At 60.5% G+C, this 18,638-nt stretch carries 14 protein-coding genes and 1 pseudogene; 1 reads left to right on the top strand and 14 read right to left on the bottom strand.

Annotated elements, in window-relative coordinates; genetic code table 11:
* Positions 1-8: 8 nt before the first annotated feature.
* The gene (tagF, locus tag C4J83_RS18460; protein WP_124417858.1) at positions 9-668 is read left to right on the top strand and encodes a type VI secretion system-associated protein TagF; all 660 of its coding nucleotides are present in this window, start codon (positions 9-11) and stop codon (positions 666-668) included.
* A 40-nt stretch (positions 669-708) separates the two neighbouring features.
* Here the strand turns inward: tagF and C4J83_RS30810 are convergent.
* The 14 genes and pseudogenes from C4J83_RS30810 to C4J83_RS18385 all read right to left on the bottom strand — a co-directional run.
* Positions 709-826 (bottom strand): annotated as a pseudogene (locus C4J83_RS30810) (helix-turn-helix domain-containing protein); the annotation flags it as partial.
* Positions 827-2,690: 1,864 nt separating this feature from the next.
* The gene (nuoN, locus tag C4J83_RS18445) at positions 2,691-4,154 is read right to left on the bottom strand and encodes an NADH-quinone oxidoreductase subunit NuoN (protein ID WP_106579876.1); all 1,464 of its coding nucleotides are present in this window, start codon (positions 4,152-4,154) and stop codon (positions 2,691-2,693) included.
* Positions 4,155-4,161: 7 nt separating this feature from the next.
* Entirely contained in the window at positions 4,162-5,694 is a 1,533-nt protein-coding gene (gene nuoM / locus C4J83_RS18440) for an NADH-quinone oxidoreductase subunit M (RefSeq protein WP_106579875.1), read from the bottom strand.
* Positions 5,695-5,743: 49 nt separating this feature from the next.
* Positions 5,744-7,597, bottom strand: coding sequence for an NADH-quinone oxidoreductase subunit L (gene nuoL / locus C4J83_RS18435; RefSeq protein WP_124417856.1), 1,854 nt, complete (start codon positions 7,595-7,597; stop codon positions 5,744-5,746).
* Entirely contained in the window at positions 7,594-7,902 is a 309-nt protein-coding gene (gene nuoK / locus C4J83_RS18430; RefSeq protein WP_003219560.1) for an NADH-quinone oxidoreductase subunit NuoK, read from the bottom strand. The genes nuoL and nuoK overlap by 4 nt, the downstream gene beginning before the upstream one ends.
* Positions 7,903-7,904: 2 nt before the next feature.
* Positions 7,905-8,408: an NADH-quinone oxidoreductase subunit J gene (nuoJ, locus tag C4J83_RS18425; RefSeq protein WP_017137519.1), complete on the bottom strand. Its 504-nt coding sequence runs from the start codon at positions 8,406-8,408 to the stop codon at positions 7,905-7,907.
* A 9-nt stretch (positions 8,409-8,417) separates the two neighbouring features.
* On the bottom strand, positions 8,418-8,966 hold the full coding sequence (gene nuoI, locus C4J83_RS18420; protein ID WP_003174725.1) for an NADH-quinone oxidoreductase subunit NuoI: 549 nt from the start codon (positions 8,964-8,966) through the stop codon (positions 8,418-8,420).
* A gap of 11 nt (positions 8,967-8,977) precedes the next feature.
* The gene (gene nuoH, locus C4J83_RS18415; protein ID WP_053256843.1) at positions 8,978-9,985 is read right to left on the bottom strand and encodes an NADH-quinone oxidoreductase subunit NuoH; all 1,008 of its coding nucleotides are present in this window, start codon (positions 9,983-9,985) and stop codon (positions 8,978-8,980) included.
* The gene (gene nuoG, locus C4J83_RS18410; protein ID WP_124417855.1) at positions 9,982-12,696 is read right to left on the bottom strand and encodes an NADH-quinone oxidoreductase subunit NuoG; all 2,715 of its coding nucleotides are present in this window, start codon (positions 12,694-12,696) and stop codon (positions 9,982-9,984) included. Before nuoG ends, nuoH begins: the two co-directional genes overlap by 4 nt.
* A 135-nt stretch (positions 12,697-12,831) precedes the next feature.
* Positions 12,832-14,190, bottom strand: coding sequence for an NADH-quinone oxidoreductase subunit NuoF (nuoF, locus tag C4J83_RS18405; protein WP_106579872.1), 1,359 nt, complete (start codon positions 14,188-14,190; stop codon positions 12,832-12,834).
* A complete protein-coding gene (gene nuoE / locus C4J83_RS18400) occupies positions 14,187-14,684 on the bottom strand; it encodes an NADH-quinone oxidoreductase subunit NuoE (protein ID WP_056861694.1) in 498 nt (165 codons plus the stop codon). Before nuoE ends, nuoF begins: the two co-directional genes overlap by 4 nt.
* Before the next feature lie 2 nt (positions 14,685-14,686).
* Positions 14,687-16,471 (bottom strand): NADH-quinone oxidoreductase subunit C/D, encoded by a 1,785-nt coding sequence (nuoC, locus tag C4J83_RS18395; RefSeq protein WP_124417854.1) that lies wholly within the window; start codon positions 16,469-16,471, stop codon positions 14,687-14,689.
* Between the two features lie 72 nt (positions 16,472-16,543).
* Positions 16,544-17,218, bottom strand: a complete 675-nt coding sequence (locus C4J83_RS18390) for a NuoB/complex I 20 kDa subunit family protein (RefSeq protein WP_003174719.1) — start codon at positions 17,216-17,218, stop codon at positions 16,544-16,546.
* 10 nt (positions 17,219-17,228) lie between these two features.
* Positions 17,229-17,642, bottom strand: a complete 414-nt coding sequence (locus tag C4J83_RS18385; protein ID WP_003219575.1) for an NADH-quinone oxidoreductase subunit A — start codon at positions 17,640-17,642, stop codon at positions 17,229-17,231.
* Positions 17,643-18,638: the final 996 nt, after the last annotated feature.

The following is an 18,638-nucleotide window of genomic DNA, read 5'->3' as shown; positions in this document are numbered from 1 at the left end:
GATCAGCCATGAATGGATTTTTCGGCAAGGTCGTCAGCCATGGGGATTTTGTCAGTCGCCGGTTGCCTGCCGTGTTCTTGAACCGTTGGGATGCGTGGTTGCAGGGCGGTTTGCAATGCAGTCGGGAGCGCCTGGGGGCACAGTGGCTGGAGGCCTATCTGTGCAGCCCGATCTGGCGCTTTGCGCTGGCGGCGGGCGTGTGCGGTGAGCAAGGCTGGGCGGGCGTGATGATCCCGAGCGTGGACAGGGTGGGGCGTTATTTTCCGTTGACCCTCGCCTGCGCCGGGGACGATGCGCCGTTGTTGATGCGCCTGGAGCAGGATGCGCTGTGGTATGGCCGGTTGGAGCGGCTGGCGTTGTCGGCATTGAGCGAGACGTTTTCCCTCGAAGTGTTCGATGAGGCCATGGTGGCGATGCCGTCACCCGGGCGCTGGGCGCCAGCGCGTCATGCCAGCACGGTTGTTGTTGCTCCACGCTGGCTGGACCTGCCTGACCCGCAGCGTATCGGCGATGGCATGCCGCAACTGAGTGCGTGGATTGACCCGTTGGCCCTCGCGGGCCACTCGCTGTTCTGGACTGAGGGCTCACCGCGCGTGGCGCCGTCGGTGTGGGTGGGCGAGGGGTTGCCGGGCAGCGATACCTTTGCCGAGATGCTCGGCGGCCGCTAGACACCCGCCAATAGCCCCGGACCTGTCGGGGCTTGATTTATCAGCTTAGCGCAGCGGGCTGCGCCACTGTTTCCGGAAGCCGTGCCACCAGCCGAATCAAGGCAGCGGCCTGGGCATTCGGCCTGGCTCGGGCCTTGCTCCCAGTGCTCCAGGGGGCGCAAGAGCACAGCGGCCTAGTAGCCGACTTGGGGGGACAGAAGTAACAGCAGGGCAAAAGCTCATCTACCTGATGTACTGAAATCCAGATGTGGGAGCGGGCTTGCTCGCGAAGGCGCTGTGTCTGCCAGCTCATGTGTCACTGATCCAACGCATTCGCGAGCAAGCCCGCTCCCACAATTCAACCGAGTTCAGCCTCCAGCATCAGGTCGGCTGCCAGGCCGCCTTGGCCTTGCTTTTGATCCAACCACTCCAACTGGGTACAGCCGCCAGACGGTTGTGCTCTGTTTTTCTGTGGGAGCTGGCTTGCCTGCGATGCAGGCAACTCGGTACATCAGGTACACCGAGTTGATGCTATCGCAGGCAAGCCAGCTCCCACATTTGATTGGGTTCAGCTCTCGGGATCAGGTCGGCTGCCAGGCCGCCTTGGCTTTGCTTTTGATCTAACCACTCCAACTGGGTACAGCCGCCAGACGGCTGTGCTCTGTTTTTCTGTGGGAGCTGGCTTGCCTGCGATGCAGACAACTCGGGACATCAGGAACACCGAGTTGATGCCATCGCAGGCAAGCCAGCTCCCACCTTTGATTGGGTTCAGCCTCCAGGATCAGGTCGGCTGCCAGGCCGCCTTGGCTGTGCTTTTGATCTAACCACACCAACTGGGTACAGCCGCCAAACGGCTGTGCACTGTTTTTCTGTGGGAGCTGGCTTGCCTGCGGTGCAGGCAACTCGGTACATCAGGTACACCGAGTTGATGCCATCGCAGGCAAGCCAGCTCCCACTTTTGATTGAGTTCAGCCTCCAGAATCAGGTCGGCTGCCAGGCCGCCTTGGCTGTGCTTTTGATCTAAACACTCCAACCGGTTCCAGCCGCCAGACGGCTGTGCTCTGTTTTCTGTGGGAGCTGGCTTGCCTGCGATGCAGGCAACTCGGTCTATCAGGCCCACCGGGTTGATGCCATCGCAGGCAAGCCAGCTCCCACCTTTGATTGAGTTCAGCTTCCAGGATCAGGTCGGCTGCCAGGCCGCCTTGGCTGTGCTTTTGATCTAACCACTCCAACAGGGTACAGCCGCCAGACGGCTGTGCACTGTTTTTCTGTGGGAGCTGGCTTGCCTGCGATGTAGACAACTCGGTCCATCAGGTACACCGAGTTGATGCCATCGCAGGCAAGCCAGCTCCCACCTTTGATTGAGTTCAGCTCTCGGGATCAGGCCGGCTGCCAGGCCGCCTTGGCTGTGCTTTTGATCCAACCACTCCAACTGGGTACAGCCGCCAAACGGCTGTGCTCTGTTTTTCTGTGGGAGCTGGCTTGCCTGCGATGCAGGCAACTCGATACATCAGGTACACCGAGTTGATGCCATCGCAGGCAAGCCAGCTCCCACATTTGATTGAGTTCAGCTTCCAAGATCAGGTCGGCTGTCAGGCCGCCTCGGCTTTGCTTTTGATCCAACCACTCAGGTCGGCTACCAGGCCGCCGTGCTCTGCTTTTGATCTTGATCTGCTTTTGACTTTGATCTTAGGCGCCCCGTTAAACCACGCTGGCCGAACGCAGGTTTGAATCCGTGGGTAACCCGGCAGGACGCCGGGTTAGCCGTGTTGGGCCATGGATGGCCCGTCACGGCGGCCCACGGATTCAAGCCGGAGTGAGGGCACACCGAGCCCAGGCGAGGTGCCGAGTGGTGGGGCAAGAGCCCTTTGGTTACTTTGGGGCTTTTCCAAAGTGACCCGCCGTAAGGGCGGAACCCATACCAGCCCCAACCCAAATACCGGACATGTACCAAGAACTCCAGACACCTCGCCCAACACATTCCCCCAAAACGTAAAACGGCGCCCGAAGGCGCCGTTCTGTTTACCGCATAGACCTAAGCGATCAAACGCCCAGTACCGCGTGCTGCACCAGGGTGAGCAACGGTTGTGGGTACACACCCAGGAAGAAGGCAAGCAGGGCGATCGCCAGCAGCATCACGCCACCGGCTTTCTGTTCCCAGTGCAGCTCAGCGTCCACACGGCGCAGGTTTGGCTCGATCAAGTACAGGGTGACCATCACACGCAGGTAGTAGAACACGCCGATGGCGCTGCCCAGTACCAGGGACGCAACCAACCACCATTCGTGAGCCTCAACACCCGTAGCAACGATGTAGAACTTACCGATAAAGCCTGCGGTCAGCGGGATACCGGCCAGCGACAGCATCATCACCGTGAGCACGGCGGTCAGGTACGGACGGCGCCAGAACAGGCCGCGGTATTCGTACAGGGCGTCGGCGTCACGGCCTTTGAACGGCGAGGACATCAGCGTGATCACGCCGAACGCGCCGAGGCTGGTGATCACGTAGGTGACCAGGTACACGCCCATGGCTTCCACGGCCAGACCTTTGCTCGCCACCAGGGCGATCAGCAGGTAGCCGAAGTGGGCGATGGACGAATAACCGAGCAGACGCTTGAGGTTGTTCTGCGTCAATGCCAGCAGGTTACCGAACAGGATCGACGCAATGGCGATCACGGTCAGCACGTTGCTCAGCACGCCGGTGTTGGCAGCAGGCGAGATCTGGAACAGACGCACCATCACCGCAAACACCGCAACCTTGGAGGCCGTGGCCAGGAACGCAGCCACCGGCGCCGGGGCGCCTTCGTACACGTCCGGGGTCCACAGGTGGAAAGGCACCAAGGACAGCTTGAACGCCAAGCCGATCAGCATCATCGCCAGGCCCAGTTGGGCAATCGGCGCAGGCATGCTGGTGGTGGCCAGGGCGTGACCGATACCGGTGAAGCTCAGGCTGCCGGCTTCTGCATAAAGCAGGGCCATACCGAACAACAGGAACGCGGAACCGGCGGCCGACAGCACCATGTACTTGATGCCGGCTTCCAGGGAACGCTTGTTGAAGAAGGCGTAGGCCACCAGGCCGTAAGTCGGGATCGACAGCAGTTCCAGGCCGATGAACAAGCCGGCCAGGTGCTGCGCGCTGACCAGCACGATACCGCCGGCCGCAGCCAGCAGGATCAGCAGGTACAGCTCTTCCTTGTTGCCCGGGTAGCCCGTGCCGCCTTCGCCGAGGTAGGCGTGGGCGAGTGTCACGCACGCCAGTGTGGCGACCAGGATCAACGCGATGTACAGCAGCGCGAAGTCATCGATCATCATCAGCGGGGTGACCGCCAGTGGCGCAACCTTGAGTGCCGGGATAATCGACAGCAGGGCCAGGTTCAAACCGGCACAGGACAGCAGGAACGTTTGCGAGTGATTGCGGCGCCAGGCGATCGCCAGCATCACCACCACAATGGTGAGGCTGGTGATCAGCAGCGGCGCAAGCGCGATAAAGTGTTGGATCGTGAATTCCATAGCGCTCTTACCGTGCCGAAGCGAGTTGAGTGAAGGCGGTGCCGAACCACTGCTGCACGCCATGCATCGTCGCGGCAGAAGTGTCCAGGAACGGTTGCGGGTACACGCCGATGTAGATCAGCAGCACCGCAAGGCCGAGCACCATGATCAGTTCGCGAGCATCCATCCCGTGCAGCACGGTGTCGGACTTGGCCGGACCGAAGTACGCACGGTGGATCATGATCAGCGAGTAGACCGAACCGAATACCAGGCCGGAGGTAGCGATGGCGCTGATCCACGGCGTGTGCACGAACGAACCCATGAGGATCAGGAACTCGCCGATGAAGTTACCGGTGCCCGGCAAGCCCAGGGACGCGGCGGCAAAGAACAGGCTGATCGCCGGCAGGTAGGCGATGCGCGACCACACGCCACCCATTTCACGCATGTCACGGGTGTGCAGGCGCTCGTACAGCTGACCACTAAGGATAAAGAGGGCTGCGGCCGAAACACCGTGGGCCAACATCTGGATCACAGCGCCTTGCAGCGCCAGTTGGCTGCCGGAGTAGATGCCGATCAGTACGAAGCCCATGTGGGAAACGGACGAGAAGGCAATCAGACGCTTGATGTCGGTTTGCGCAAAGGCCAGGAACGCACCGTAGAAGATCCCGATCAGACCCAGGGTCATGGCGATCGGCGCAAACTCGGCCGAGGCATTCGGGAACAGCGGCAGGGCGAAACGCAGCAGGCCGTACGCAGCGGTTTTCAGCAGAATACCGGCCAGGTCCACGGAACCTGCGGTCGGCGCCTGGGCGTGAGCGTCAGGCAACCAGGAGTGGAACGGCACCACCGGCAGCTTCACCGCGAACGCGATGAAGAAGCCCAGCATCAGGATGTACTCGGTGGTCAGCGACATCTTGGTTTTCAACAGGTCGGCGTAGTTGAAGGTAATCACGCCGGTGTTGTTGAAGTTGACCAGTACCAGACCCAGGATCGCCACCAACATGATCAGGCCGGAAGCCTGGGTGAAGATGAAGAACTTGGTCGCCGCGTAGATCCGGGTTTTCTTGCCGTCCGAAGAACTGTGACCCCAGAGCGCGATGAGGAAGTACATCGGCACCAGCATCATTTCCCAGAAGAAGAAGAACATGAACAGGTCCAGCGCCAGGAACACGCCGACAACGCCGCCCAGAATCCACATCAGGTTCAGGTGGAAGAAGCCCACGTGACGCTGAATCTCTTTCCAGGAGCAGAGTACCGAGAGGATACCCAGCAGGCCGGTCAGCAGGATCATCAACAGCGACAGTCCGTCGAGGGCCAGGTGCACGTTGATGCCGAAGCGCTGGATCCACACGTGCTTGAATTCAAGCGCGAAGGTGGGATCGACGCCCGGTGCCGGAGCAAATGAATAGTCGCCATGCGCCCACAGCCAAAGGCCGAGTGCGAGTTCCAGGGACATGGTCAGCAACGCAATCCAGCGGGGGAGGGTGGCGCCGAAGCGTTCACCCATCCAGCAGAGCAGGCCGCCGATAAAGGGGATCAGGATTAGCCAGGGCAGAATCATGACGGGCTCGTTTCCTTTCGCAAGTTCGCAAAGTACGCAATGTTCATAGTCAGACCGCTACCACAACGATGGCGCCGATCACCAGCACGGCACCGACGGCCATGGAAGCTGCATACCAACGCAGCTGGCCAGTCTCGCTGCGGCTCAGGGCGGTGTGACCGGCCTTGGCAGCACGCGGGATCAAACCGATGGTCTGGTCGAGCGGGTCTTTGCGCAGAATGTGGCTGATAGCAAGGTATGGCTTGACGAACAGCTTGTCGTAGATCCAATCGAAGCCCCAGGCGGCGAACCACCAGGCCGACAGGAAACGGCCAATGCCGCTGTTGGCAACCGCCGTCACGAAGCGACGCTTGCCCAGGAACAGCAGTGCCGCCAGCAGGATACCGGCGATGGCGATGGCGCCCGAGGCGATTTCCAGGCTGTGCTTGGCAGCGCCGCCGGCATGGCCAGCGCTTTCCGGCAGTACGCCGGCCAGTGGTGGGGTGATCATGGCGCCGATGAAGGTCGACAGGATGATCAGCACCGACAGTGGCAACCAGTGGGAGATGCCGTGGCCTGCGTGTGCTTCGGTCTTGGCTTCACCGTGGAAGGTGATGAAGATCAGGCGGAAGGTGTACAGCGAGGTCATGAAGGCACCCACCAGGCCTGCGTACAGCAGGTTCTGGTTACCGCTGGCAAAGGCTTCCCAGAGGATTTCGTCTTTGGAGTAGAAACCTGCGGTCACCAACGGCAGGGCCGCCAGAGCGGCACCGCCGACGATGAAGCTGGCGTAGGCCAACGGCAGTTTCTTCCACAGGCCACCCATCTTGAAGATGTTCTGCTCGTGGTGGCAGGCAACGATCACCGCACCGGAAGCAAGGAACAGCAGGGCTTTAAAGAAGGCGTGGGTCATCAGGTGGAAGATCGCCGCGTCCCAGGCGCCGACGCCCAGGGCCAGGAACATGTAGCCGATCTGGCTCATGGTCGAGTAGGCGAGGATACGCTTGATGTCGGTCTGCACCAGCGCGGCAAAGCCGGCCAGTACCAGCGTCACGCCGCCGACCAGGCCCACCAGGTGCAGGATTTCCGGCGCCAGGGTGAACAGGCCATGGGTACGCGCGATCAGGTAGACACCGGCGGTTACCATGGTTGCCGCGTGAATCAGTGCGGAAACGGGAGTAGGGCCAGCCATCGCATCCGCCAGCCAGGTTTGCAGTGGCAGTTGCGCAGATTTACCGACCGCGCCGCCCAGCAGCATCAGGGTAGCCAGGGTGATCCAGAAGTCACCGATCTGGAATTTCTGCGGCGCCAGCACCAGCAGTTCCTGGATGTTCAACGTGCCCACTTGTTGGAACAGGATGAACAGGCCGATGGCCATGAACACGTCGCCGATGCGGGTAACGATGAACGCCTTGAGTGCCGCGTTACCGTTGTTGCGGTTGCTGTAGTAGAAACCGATCAACAGGTACGAGCACAGGCCCACGCCTTCCCAGCCGAAGTACAGGAACAACAGGTTATCGCCCAGCACCAGAAACAGCATGCTGGCGATAAACAGGTTGGTGTACGAGAAGAAGCGCGAGTAGCCCGCTTCACCGCGCATGTACCAGGACGCGAACAGGTGGATGAGGAAGCCCACACCGACCACCACGCCGAGCATGGTGATCGACAGGCCGTCGACGTAGAGGGCGAAGTTGGGCTTGAAGCCGTCCACCGACATCCACTGCCACAGCACCAGGGTGTAGTGGCCGCCTTCGGGCGGTGCCACGTTGAATTGCCAGATGACGTAGGCAGCGACAATCGCCGACAGGCCAATGGAACCCACACCGATCAGGGCAGACAGGTTTTCCGACCAGCGTCCACGGGAGAACGACAGCAGCAGGAAACCGATCAGGGGAAATACGAAAGTCAGAAAGATCATGTTCATCCGCGCATCTCACTGGCAGCGTCGATATCAAGCGTGTGGAAGCGACGATACAGTTGCAGCAGGATCGCCAGGCCAATACTGGCCTCGGCGGCTGCCAGGCTGATCACCAGAATGAACATGACTTGTCCATCCGGCTGGCCCCAACGGCTACCTGCCACGATGAAGGCCAGTGCCGCAGCGTTCATCATGATTTCCAGGCTCATCAACACGAACAAAATGTTACGGCGAACCATCAGGCCGACCAGGCCAAGGCAGAACAGGATGCCGGCGACCGCCAGACCATGCTCCAAAGGGATAGCAGGCATCGTCATTGCTCCTTGGCTTCGTTGCGGCCCAAGTGGAAGGCGGTGATGGCTGCAGCGAGCAGCAGCATCGAAGCCAGTTCGACCACCAGCAGGTACGGGCCGAACAGGCTGACGCCTACGGCTTTGGCGTCTACGGTGGTGTGGCCGATGGCCTGGCCGCTCTGGTGAGCGAACAAGACATACAGCAGTTCACCCAGCAGCAACGCTGCGAGGATTACCGGGCCAAGCCAGATGCCGGGCTTGAGCCAGACGCGTTCCTGGGCGACCGAAGCCGGCCCCAGGTTGAGCATCATCACCACAAACACGAACAGCACCATGATGGCGCCGGCGTAGGCGATCACTTCCAGGACACCGGCGAACGGTGCGCCCAGGCTGAAGAAGGTCATGGCCACGGCGATCAGCGAAATGATCAGGTAGAGCAGGGCGTGCACGGGGTTGGTGTTGGTGATCACGCGAAGCGTGGACACCACTGCAATACCCGACGCGAAATAGAAAGCGAATTCCATCTTTCTTCCTTAAGGCAGCAAGCTCTTCACGTTGATCGGCTCGGCTTCGTTTTGTGCGGCGCCCTTCGGCTTACCGGCAACGGCCATACCTGCAACACGATAGAAGTTGTAATCAGGGTTTTTACCGGGACCAGAGATCAGCAGATCTTCTTTCTCGTACACCAGGTCCTGACGTTTGAACTCGGCCATCTCGAAATCCGGTGTCAGCTGGATCGCGGTGGTCGGGCAAGCTTCCTCGCAGAGGCCGCAGAAAATGCAGCGCGAGAAGTTGATGCGGAAGAAGTCCGGGTACCAGCGACCGTCTTCGGTTTCAGCTTTCTGCAGGGAGATGCAACCTACCGGGCACGCCACGGCGCACAGGTTGCAGGCTACGCAACGTTCCTCGCCATCGGGGTCGCGGGTCAGTACGATACGGCCGCGATAGCGCGGCGGCAGGTACACCGCTTCTTCCGGGTATTGCAGGGTGTCGCGTTTGCGAAAGCCGTGACCGAAAACCATCACCAGGCTTCGCAACTGGGTACCGGTACCCTTAACGATGTCGCCAATATATTTGAACATGGGTCAAATCCTCACTGAACCGCGCCGGCTGGCGTGTTCAACAACACAACAGCAGCCGTCACCAGCAAATTGATCAGGGTCAGCGGCAGGCAGAATCTCCAGCTGAAATCCATCACCTGGTCATAGCGTGGGCGCGGAATAGAAGCGCGCAGCAGGATGAACAGCATGATGAAGAACGCCGTCTTCAAGAAGAACCAGAAGAACGCCAGTTGCGGCAGGATGTTGAACGGGCCGTGCCAGCCGCCGAAGAACAGCGTGACCAGCAATGCCGAGATCAAGATGATGCCGATGTATTCACCGACGAAGAACATGCCCCACTTCATGCCGGCGTATTCAATGTGGTAACCGTCGGCCAGTTCCTGTTCCGCTTCCGGCTGGTCGAACGGGTGACGGTGAGTCACGGCGACGCCAGCGATGAAGAAGGTACAGAAGCCAAAGAACTGCGGAATGATGAACCACAGGTTCTGCGCCTGGTACTCGACGATGTCGCGCATGTTGAACGAGCCGACCTGCACCACGATGCCCATCAGCGCCAGGCCCATGAACACTTCGTAGGACACGGTCTGTGCCGAAGCCCGCAAGCTGCCCAGCAGGGCGAACTTGTTGTTGCTCGACCAACCGGCGAACAGCACCGCGTAGACCGACAGACCGGCCATGGCGAAGAAGAACAGCAAGCCGATGTTCAGGTCCGCCACGCCCCAGGTCGGGGTGATCGGGATAACGGCGAAGGCGATCAGCAAGGCGCTCATGGCCACGACCGGTGCCAGGGTGAAGATCACCTTGTCGGCAAACGGCGGGGTCCAGTCTTCCTTGAAGAACATTTTGAGCATGTCGGCAGCGATCTGGAACATGCCGAATGGGCCGACGCGGTTAGGACCGTAACGGTCCTGCCACCAGCCCAGCAGGCGACGTTCGACGAAGCTGAGCAGGGCGCCCGCAACGACCACGGCCAACAGGATCACGATGGCCTTGACGACCGAGATGATCACGTCGATCACTTCAGGGGTGAACCAGGTCATTGCGCTGCCTCCTGCAGACCGTCAACGGTTTTGCCAAAGATCGCAGGCGGAATACCGGCGAGGCCTTTTGGCAGTGCAACCAGACCCGCGCCCAATTCGTCATTGATGCGCAGCGGCAGACGCAGAGTCTTGCCGTCGACGTTCAGGCTGAGCAGGGCACCGTCGTTGACGCCCAGGCGGTCGGCTTCGGACTTGGCCACGGACACGTAGGCGGCCGGGATGCGCTCTTGAACCGGCGCGGCTTTGGAAGAGGTCTCTTCGCTGCCGAACAGGTGGAAGAACGGCACAACCTGCCAGGTGCCCTGGGCCGGGTTGAACGGACGCGGTACGGCAGCGAACCAGTTCAGCGAATCACCGGTGCTTTCGATCAGGCGTGTGCCCGGGTCGCCTGCGCGGATGTGACCACCGACTTCGTCCTGGAACTTGTTCCAGGCCTGTGGCGAGTTCCAGCCCGGCGACCAGGCAAACGGCACCTGCTGACGTGGCTCGACCGAACCCGAGTAACCTTCCATGGAGAAGGCGAACGCGGTGTCGGGGTCTTGCGGGGTACGCGGTTCGTGCACGCTGATGTCGGCGCGCATGGCGGTACGGCCGGAGTAACGCAGCGGTTCACGGGCCAGTTTCAAGCCCTTGATGCGGAACGAGGCAGACGGTGCAGCATCAACGATACGTGCCAGCTGCGGGGCGCTTGCGGCGGCCGCTGCGGTGACGTGGTCGAGCTGGGTCCAGTCGATCGGCTGGTTCAGCAGGGTCGCGCGCAGGGCATGCAGCCAGCGCCAGCCTTCGTGAACCAGGATGCTGGCGTCCATGTACTTCGGATCGAACACCTGGAAGAAGCGCTGGGCGCGGCCTTCCTGGCTGACCAGCGTACCGTCGCCTTCGGCGAAGGTGGCGGCTGGCAGTACCAGGTCGGCGCGATCGCTGGTGGCGGTCTTCTGGTGGTCGGCAACGATCAGCACTTTGGCCGCATCCAGCGCGGCGTCGACCTTGGCCGAATCCGTGCGGGTGTACAGGTCGTTTTCCAGTACCACGATGGCGTCGGCTTTGCCGTCGGTCACGGCTTGCAGCGCGGCGTCAAGGGATTCACCGCCGAGCATGGCCAGGCCGAGGCTGTTGGCTTCCGGCACGACCAGGCTGATGGAACCGTTCTTGTCGCGCAGCTTCAAGGCTTTGGCGATGTTGGCAGCCGCTTCGATCAGTGCTTTGGAACCCAGCGAGGTGCCGGCAATGATCAATGGACGCTTGGCGGCCAGCAGGGCGTCAGCGATACGCTGGGCCAGTTCACCGGCTTCGGTGTCCAGGCCTTCGACGGCAGGCGCGCTGGCGTCGAGGGCGTGAGCCACGGCGAAACCGATGCGGGCCAGGTCGTCCGGTGCGGCGTGGACGCATTCTTCGGCGATGTCGTCGAGCTTGGTTTCAGCCAGGCTGGCGATAAACAGTGGGTTCAGCGCGTGCTGACCGATGTTTTTCACCGCAGCGTCGAGCCAGGGCTGAACGCGCATGGCATCGGCCATGTCTTCGGCCTTGCCTTTGACCGACTGGCGCAGCGACAGCGCGATACGCGCGGCGGTCTGGGTCAGGTCTTCACCAAGCACGAAGATCGCGTCGTGGTCTTCGATGTCACGCATGTTCGGAACCGGCAGCGGGCTGTCGTTCAGCACTTGCAGGACCAGGCGGATGCGCTCCAGCTCAGCGGCTTCGATACCGCAGTAGAAGTGCTCGGCGCCGACCAGCTCGCGCAACGCGTAATTGCTTTCGAGGCTGGCGCGGGGCGAACCGATACCGACGATGTTGCGGCCACGCAGCAGGTCGGCGGCTTTATCCAGCGCGTCGTCCAGGCTCAGCTTGGCGCCATCGGCCAGCAGTGGCTGACGTGGGCGGTCTTCGCGGTTGACGTAGCCATAGCCGAAACGGCCACGGTCGCACAGGAAGTACTGGTTGACCGAACCGTTGAAGCGGTTTTCGATGCGACGCAGTTCGCCGTAACGCTCGCCCGGGGAAATGTTGCAACCGCTGGAGCAGCCATGGCAGATGCTCGGCGAGAACTGCATGTCCCACTTGCGGTTGTAGCGCTCGGAGTGAGTCTTGTCGGTGAACACACCGGTCGGGCAGACCTCGGTGAGGTTGCCGGAGAACTCGCTTTCGAGCACGCCGTCTTCAACGCGACCGAAGTACACGTTGTCGTGGGCGCCGAATACGCCCAGGTCGGTGCCGCCGGCGTAGTCTTTATAGAAGCGCACGCAACGGTAGCAGGCGATGCAGCGGTTCATTTCGTGGGAAATGAACGGGCCGAGGTCCTGGTTCTGGTGGGTACGCTTGGTGAAGCGATAACGGCGCTCGTTGTGGCCGGTCATCACCGTCATGTCTTGCAGGTGGCAGTGACCGCCTTCCTCACAGACCGGGCAGTCGTGGGGGTGGTTGGTCATCAGCCATTCGACAACGCTGGCGCGGAACGCCTTGGATTCTTCATCTTCGATGGAGATCCAGGTGTTGTCGGTGGCTGGCGTCATGCAGGACATGACGATACGACCACGGGTGTCGTTCTCGTCGGTGTACTGCTTGACCGCGCACTGGCGACAGGCACCAACGCTACCAAGGGCTGGGTGCCAGCAGAAATAAGGGATGTCGAGGCCTAGTGAGAGACATGCCTGTAACAGGTTGTCTGCCCCATCGACTTCGAGCGCTTTGCCGTCTACGTGGATAGTGGCCATGGTTCAAAGTTCTTCGTTGGCCCGTTGTCAGCGGGCGTGGCTAATGGAATCTTGTTATTCATGTGCACCTACACAGCCTTAAAGGCGTCAGCACATGAGAAGGCGAAGCGCACGGGCCCTTCGCCTTTTTAAGCGTTACGCACCAACCATGGTCGGTGTGACCACCTGATTCAGATCGCCGGCGCGCGCAGGTGCGATGCCAGCCTCGAATTCAGAGCGGAAGTATTTGATTGCGCTGCCCAGTGGTTCCACGGCGCCCGGTGCGTGAGCACAGAAGGTCTTGCCTGGGCCGAGGAAGCCGACCAGACCCAGCAGGGTCTCGATGTCGCCTGGCTGGCCTTCGCCTTTCTCGATCGCCATCAAGAGCTTCACGCTCCAGGGCAAACCGTCACGGCACGGGGTGCAGAAACCACAGGATTCGCGGGAGAAGAACTGTTCCATGTTGCGCAGCAGCGAGACCATGTTCACGGTGTTGTCCACCGCCATCGCCAGGCCCGTACCCATCCGGGTGCCGACCTTGCCGATGCCGCCGGCATACATTTGTGCGTCCAGGTGCTCAGGGAGCAGGAAGCCGGTGCCGGCGCCGCCTGGCTGCCAGGCTTTCAAGGTGTAGCCGTCGCGCATGCCGCCGGCGTAGTCCTCGAACAGCTCGCGCGCGGTCACGCCGAATGGCAGCTCCCACAGGCCAGGGTTCTTGACCTTGCCGGAGAAGCCCATGAGCTTGGTGCCCATGTCTTCGCTGCCTTCGCGGGCCAACGATTTGTACCAGTCCACGCCGTCGGCGATGATCGCCGGCACGTTGCACAGGGTTTCCACGTTGTTTACGCAGGTTGGCTTGCCCCACACGCCTACGGCGGCAGGGAAGGGCGGCTTGGAGCGCGGGTTGGCGCGGCGGCCTTCGAGGGAGTTGATCAGTGCGGTTTCTTCACCGCAGATGTAACGCCCGGCGCCGGTGTGCACGAACAGTTCGAAGTCAAAACCGGAACCCAAGATGTTCTTGCCCAGAAGGCCAGCTGCCTTGGCTTCTTCCACGGCACGGGTGAGGTGCTTGGCGGCGGTGGTGTATTCGCCACGCAGGAAGATGTAGCCACGGTAGGTTTTCAGCGCACGGGCGCTGATCAGCATGCCTTCGATCAGCAGATGGGGCAGTTGCTCCATCAGCATGCGGTCTTTCCAGGTGTTGGGCTCCATTTCATCCGCGTTGCACAGCAGGTAGCGGATGTTGATGGATTCGTCTTTGGGCATCAGGCCCCACTTCACGCCCGTGGGGAAGCCTGCACCGCCGCGACCTTTAAGGCCGGCGTCTTTCACGGTCTGGACGATGTCGTCCTGAGCCATGTCGGCGAAGGCTTTGCGCGCAGCCGCGTAACCGTTCTTGGCCTGGTACTCGTCGAGCCATACCGGCTCGCCGTCGTCACGCAGGCGCCAGGTCAGCGGGTGAGTCTCGGCCGAACGCTTGATCAGGTTGGCCGGGCCGAAAGATGTAAGGGTCATGGGTAGCCCTCAAGCAATTGGGTCACGCCAGCAGGCTGCACGTCACCGAATGTGTCGTCGTCGATCATCAACGCCGGCGCCTTGTCGCAGTTGCCCAGGCAGCACACCGGCAGCAGCGTGAAGCGCCCGTCCGCAGTGGTCTGGCCCAGGCCGATGCCCAGCTTGTTCTGGATCTCGCTGACCACGGACTCGTGGCCACCGATGTAGCAGACCATGCTGTCGCACACGCGAATGATGTGGCGGCCCACCGGCTGACGGAAGATCTGGCTGTAGAACGTGGCCACACCTTCAACGTCGCTGGCCGGGATGCCGAGGATTTCGCCGATCGCGTAGAGGGCGCCGTCGGGCACCCAGCCACGCTCCTTCTGGACGATCTTCAAGGCTTCGATCGACGCCGCGCGCGGGTCTTCGTAGTGATGCAGCTCGTGCTCGATGGCCGAGCGCTCGGTTTCACTCAAGGTGAAACGGTCTGTCTGGATAAGCGTGCTGTTCATGCTTAGCGGTCCACGTCGGCCATAACGAAATCGATACTACCCAGGTACGCAATCAAGTCCGCGACCATCTCGCCTTTGATCACCGAAGGGATCTGCTGCAAGTGCGCAAAGCTTGGGGTACGAATCCGGGTGCGGTAGCTCATGGTGCCGCCATCGCTCGTCAGGTAATAACTGTTGATACCCTTGGTCGCTTCAATCATCTGGAAGGATTCGTTGGCCGGCATGACCGGGCCCCACGAAACTTGCAGGAAGTGCGTGATCAGGGTTTCGATGTGCTGCAGCGTGCGTTCTTTCGGCGGCGGCGTGGTCAGCGGGTGATCCGCCTTGTACGGACCTGCCGGCATGTTGCGCATGCACTGCTCGATGATCTTCAGGCTCTGGCGCATTTCTTCGACGCGCACGATGCAGCGGTCGTAGGCATCGCCGTTGGCCGCCAGCGGCACTTCGAATTCGAAGTTCTCGTAGCCGGAGTACGGGCGTGCTTTACGCAGGTCGAAGTCGCAACCCGTCGAGCGCAGGCCAGCACCGGTGACGCCCCATTCCAGGGCTTCTTTGGTGTTGTATTGCGCCACGCCGATGGTGCGGCCTTTGAGGATGCTGTTGTCCAGCGCAGCCTTTTGGTACTCGTCCAGACGCTTGGGCATCCAGTCGATGAATTCCTTGACCAGGCGCTCCCAGCCGTTTGGCAGGTCGTGCGCCACACCGCCGATGCGGTACCAGGCCGGGTGCAGACGGAAACCGGTGATGGCTTCGATCACCTTGTAGGCGCGCTGACGGTCGGTGAAGGTGAAGAACACCGGGGTCATGGCGCCAACGTCCTGGATGTAGGTACCCAGGAACAGCAGGTGGCTGGTGATCCGGAAGAACTCGGCCATCATGATGCGGATGGTGTCGACGCGGTCCGGCACTTTGATGCCGGCCAGCTTCTCGACCGAGAGCACGTACGGCAGGTTGTTCATCACGCCGCCGAGGTAGTCGATACGGTCGGTGTACGGAATGAAGCTGTGCCAGGACTGGCGCTCGGCCATCTTCTCGGCACCACGGTGGTGGTAGCCGATGTCCGGCACGCAGTCGACGATTTCTTCGCCGTCCAGTTGCAGGATGATACGGAAGGCACCGTGCGCCGAAGGGTGGTTCGGGCCCAGGTTGAGGAACATGTAGTCCTCGTTGGTGCCGGAGCGTTTCATGCCCCAGTCTTCCGGACGGAAGCGTGCGGCCTCTTCTTCAAGCTGTTGCTTGGCGAGCGTCAGGCTGAACGGATCGAATTCGGTGGCGCGCGCAGGGTAGTCCTTGCGCAGCGGGTGACCTTCCCAGGTAGGCGGCATCATGATGCGCGTCAAGTGCGGGTGGCCCGGGAAGTCGATGCCGAACATGTCCCAGACTTCGCGCTCATACCAGCTGGCGTTCGGCCAGATGCCGGTGATGGTCGGAACGCTCAGGTCGCTTTCTGACAGCGCGACCTTGATCATCACGTCGCTGTTACGCTCCAGCGACATCAGGTGATAGAACACGGTGAAATCGGCGCCGCTCGGCAGCCCCTGGCGCTTGGTGCGCAGACGCTCGTCCACACCATGCAAGTCATAGAGCATGACGTATGGCTTGGGCAGGTTGCGCAGGAAGGTCAGGACTTCGACGAGCTTGGCGCGCGCCACCCACAGCACCGGCATACCGGTGCGTGTGGCCTGGGCGGTAAAGGCGTCAGGGCCAAAACGGTTATTGAGTTCGACGACCACATCCTGGTCGTCTGCCTTATAAGGCGGGATGCGTCGAGCACTGCCTGTAGTCATGGTTTTTTATCGCTTTCGGTCAACGTAAAGAATGAAGCCAGGGTTTCGTTCTATAAAAGAAGCGGTGCTGGATCAGACTTCGTCAGGGCTGCGCAGGTTGGTGACTGCGATTCGCTGTTCGCGGCGCTGTTCCTTTTGCGAAGGCATCTCGGCGCGGTATACGCCTTGATCGCCGACGACCCAGGAAAGTGGGCGACGCTCCTTGCCAATCGATTCCTGCAACAGCATCAAGCCTTGCAGAAATGCTTCAGGGCGGGGCGGGCAGCCAGGCACGTAGACGTCCACGGGCAGGAACTTGTCCACCCCTTGAACGACGGAGTAGATGTCGTACATGCCACCGGAGTTGGCGCACGAACCCATGGAGATAACCCACTTTGGCTCGAGCATTTGCTCGTAGAGACGCTGAATGATCGGCGCCATCTTGATAAAGCAGGTTCCGGCGATAACCATGAAATCCGCCTGGCGCGGTGATGCCCGGATAACTTCGGCGCCAAAGCGCGCGATGTCGTGGGGCGCCGTGAAGGCGGTGGTCATTTCCACGTAGCAGCACGAAAGGCCGAAGTTGTACGGCCACAGGGAGTTCTTACGTCCCCAGTTGACCGCGCCACTCAGCACGTCTTCGAGCTTGCCCATGTAGATGTTTTTGTGGACTTGGTCTTCTAACGGGTCGGAAACGGTTTCGCGTTCGCCGATTGGGTACTGCTCGTTAGGAGCATCCGGGTCGATCCTGGTGAGATTGTATTGCATCGCCAAAGCCTCATTGTTTCAGCTTCGCTTGCCGCTTGCGACGAGCTTCCGGAGCCCAGTCAAGGGCGCCCACTCGAAATAGGTAGACAAGGCCTGCCAACAGAATTGCTATGAAAACGAGGGCTTCGACGAATCCGGTCCAGCCGCTTTCGCGGACGGACACAGACCAGGCAAAGAGAAAGAGGGCTTCGATATCGAAGATCACGAACAGCATCGCGACCAGATAGAATTTGGCTGAGAGCCGCAAGCGGGCGCCACCTGTAGGCAGCATGCCGGACTCGAACGGTTCATTTTTGCTGCGGCCCCAGGCTTTTGACCCGAGGAGGCTGGAGACACCAAGCATGAAGGCGCAAAGGCCGACAACACCGAGGAGGAAAATGGCAAAGCCCCAGTTGTGGGCCATGAGTCCTGTCGCTTCGGTCATGCTGGAAATCCTTAACAGAGAGCAAAGGTCTCTGAGCTCGAAAAAGTAACGATGCAGTGACGATATGTCGCACTGCAATCAATCGCGGTGATTTTATGGCTAAACACCGGGCAAGTAAAATTCCGATAGCGAAATTATTCGATGGAATAAGCACATAGTGCACCTTCTTGGGGCTGTAGCCCTTGTGGGGCGGGCATTAGCGGGCATTTCACCAATTATGTTTTGTTTAAGCTGTAAAGAAGTTTTCATGCTCTAAATGATAATGAATGTTGTTTGCGGGGGTTTTAAACAGCTGTTCGGGGTTCAGCGGAGGAAGTTGCTGTTACTTGTGCGGGTGGTGTTAGTTGGTAAAGCGGATCTTTTAACTGACTTTGCGGGCGCGGATACCGCTCTGGATCAATGTTTTGGTCGAAATTTGGTTGTGGGGGGCTGTGTACATATCCGTTGCTGCGGTAACGGCGGCTTATGGTTCCGCTCTTACAGCGGCTCACTTTGGAAAAGCCCCAAAGTAAGCAAAGGGCTCTGCCCCGCCTGTCGGCGCCTCGCTTAGGCTCGGCGTTCCCTCACTCCGGCATTGCTCCGCGGGCCGCCGCGACGGGCCATCCATGGCCCGGCGCGGCTAAACCGGCGTCCTGCCGGTTTAGCCGCTCCGCAATACCCGCTCCGCAATACCTGCGTTCGGCCTCGGGCTTATTGGGGCAGTCAGATCAAGATCAAAAGCAAGAGCACAGCGGCCTCCCGGCCGGCTTGAGTGTTAGAAGCCAGATCAAAAGCCAGAGCGAAAGCAAAGCTGCTTTTCTGTGGGAGCTGGCTTGCCTGCGATGCAGACAACTCGGTACATCAGGTACACCCAGTTGATGCCATCGCAGGCAAGCCAGCTCCCACATTTGGACCGTGCCCGCTTTAGATTTGATTTTGCTCTTCAACACTCAAGCCGGCCGGGAGGCCGCTGTGCTCTTGCTGTTGATCTTGATCTTGATCTTGATCTTAGGCGCC

This window comes from Pseudomonas sp. LBUM920 (assembly GCF_003852315.1).
In the GTDB taxonomy this organism is placed as follows: Bacteria; Pseudomonadota; Gammaproteobacteria; order Pseudomonadales; family Pseudomonadaceae; genus Aquipseudomonas.
Note: the sequence above shows the minus strand (reverse complement) of the source record. Positions and strands in the feature narration are given on the sequence as shown.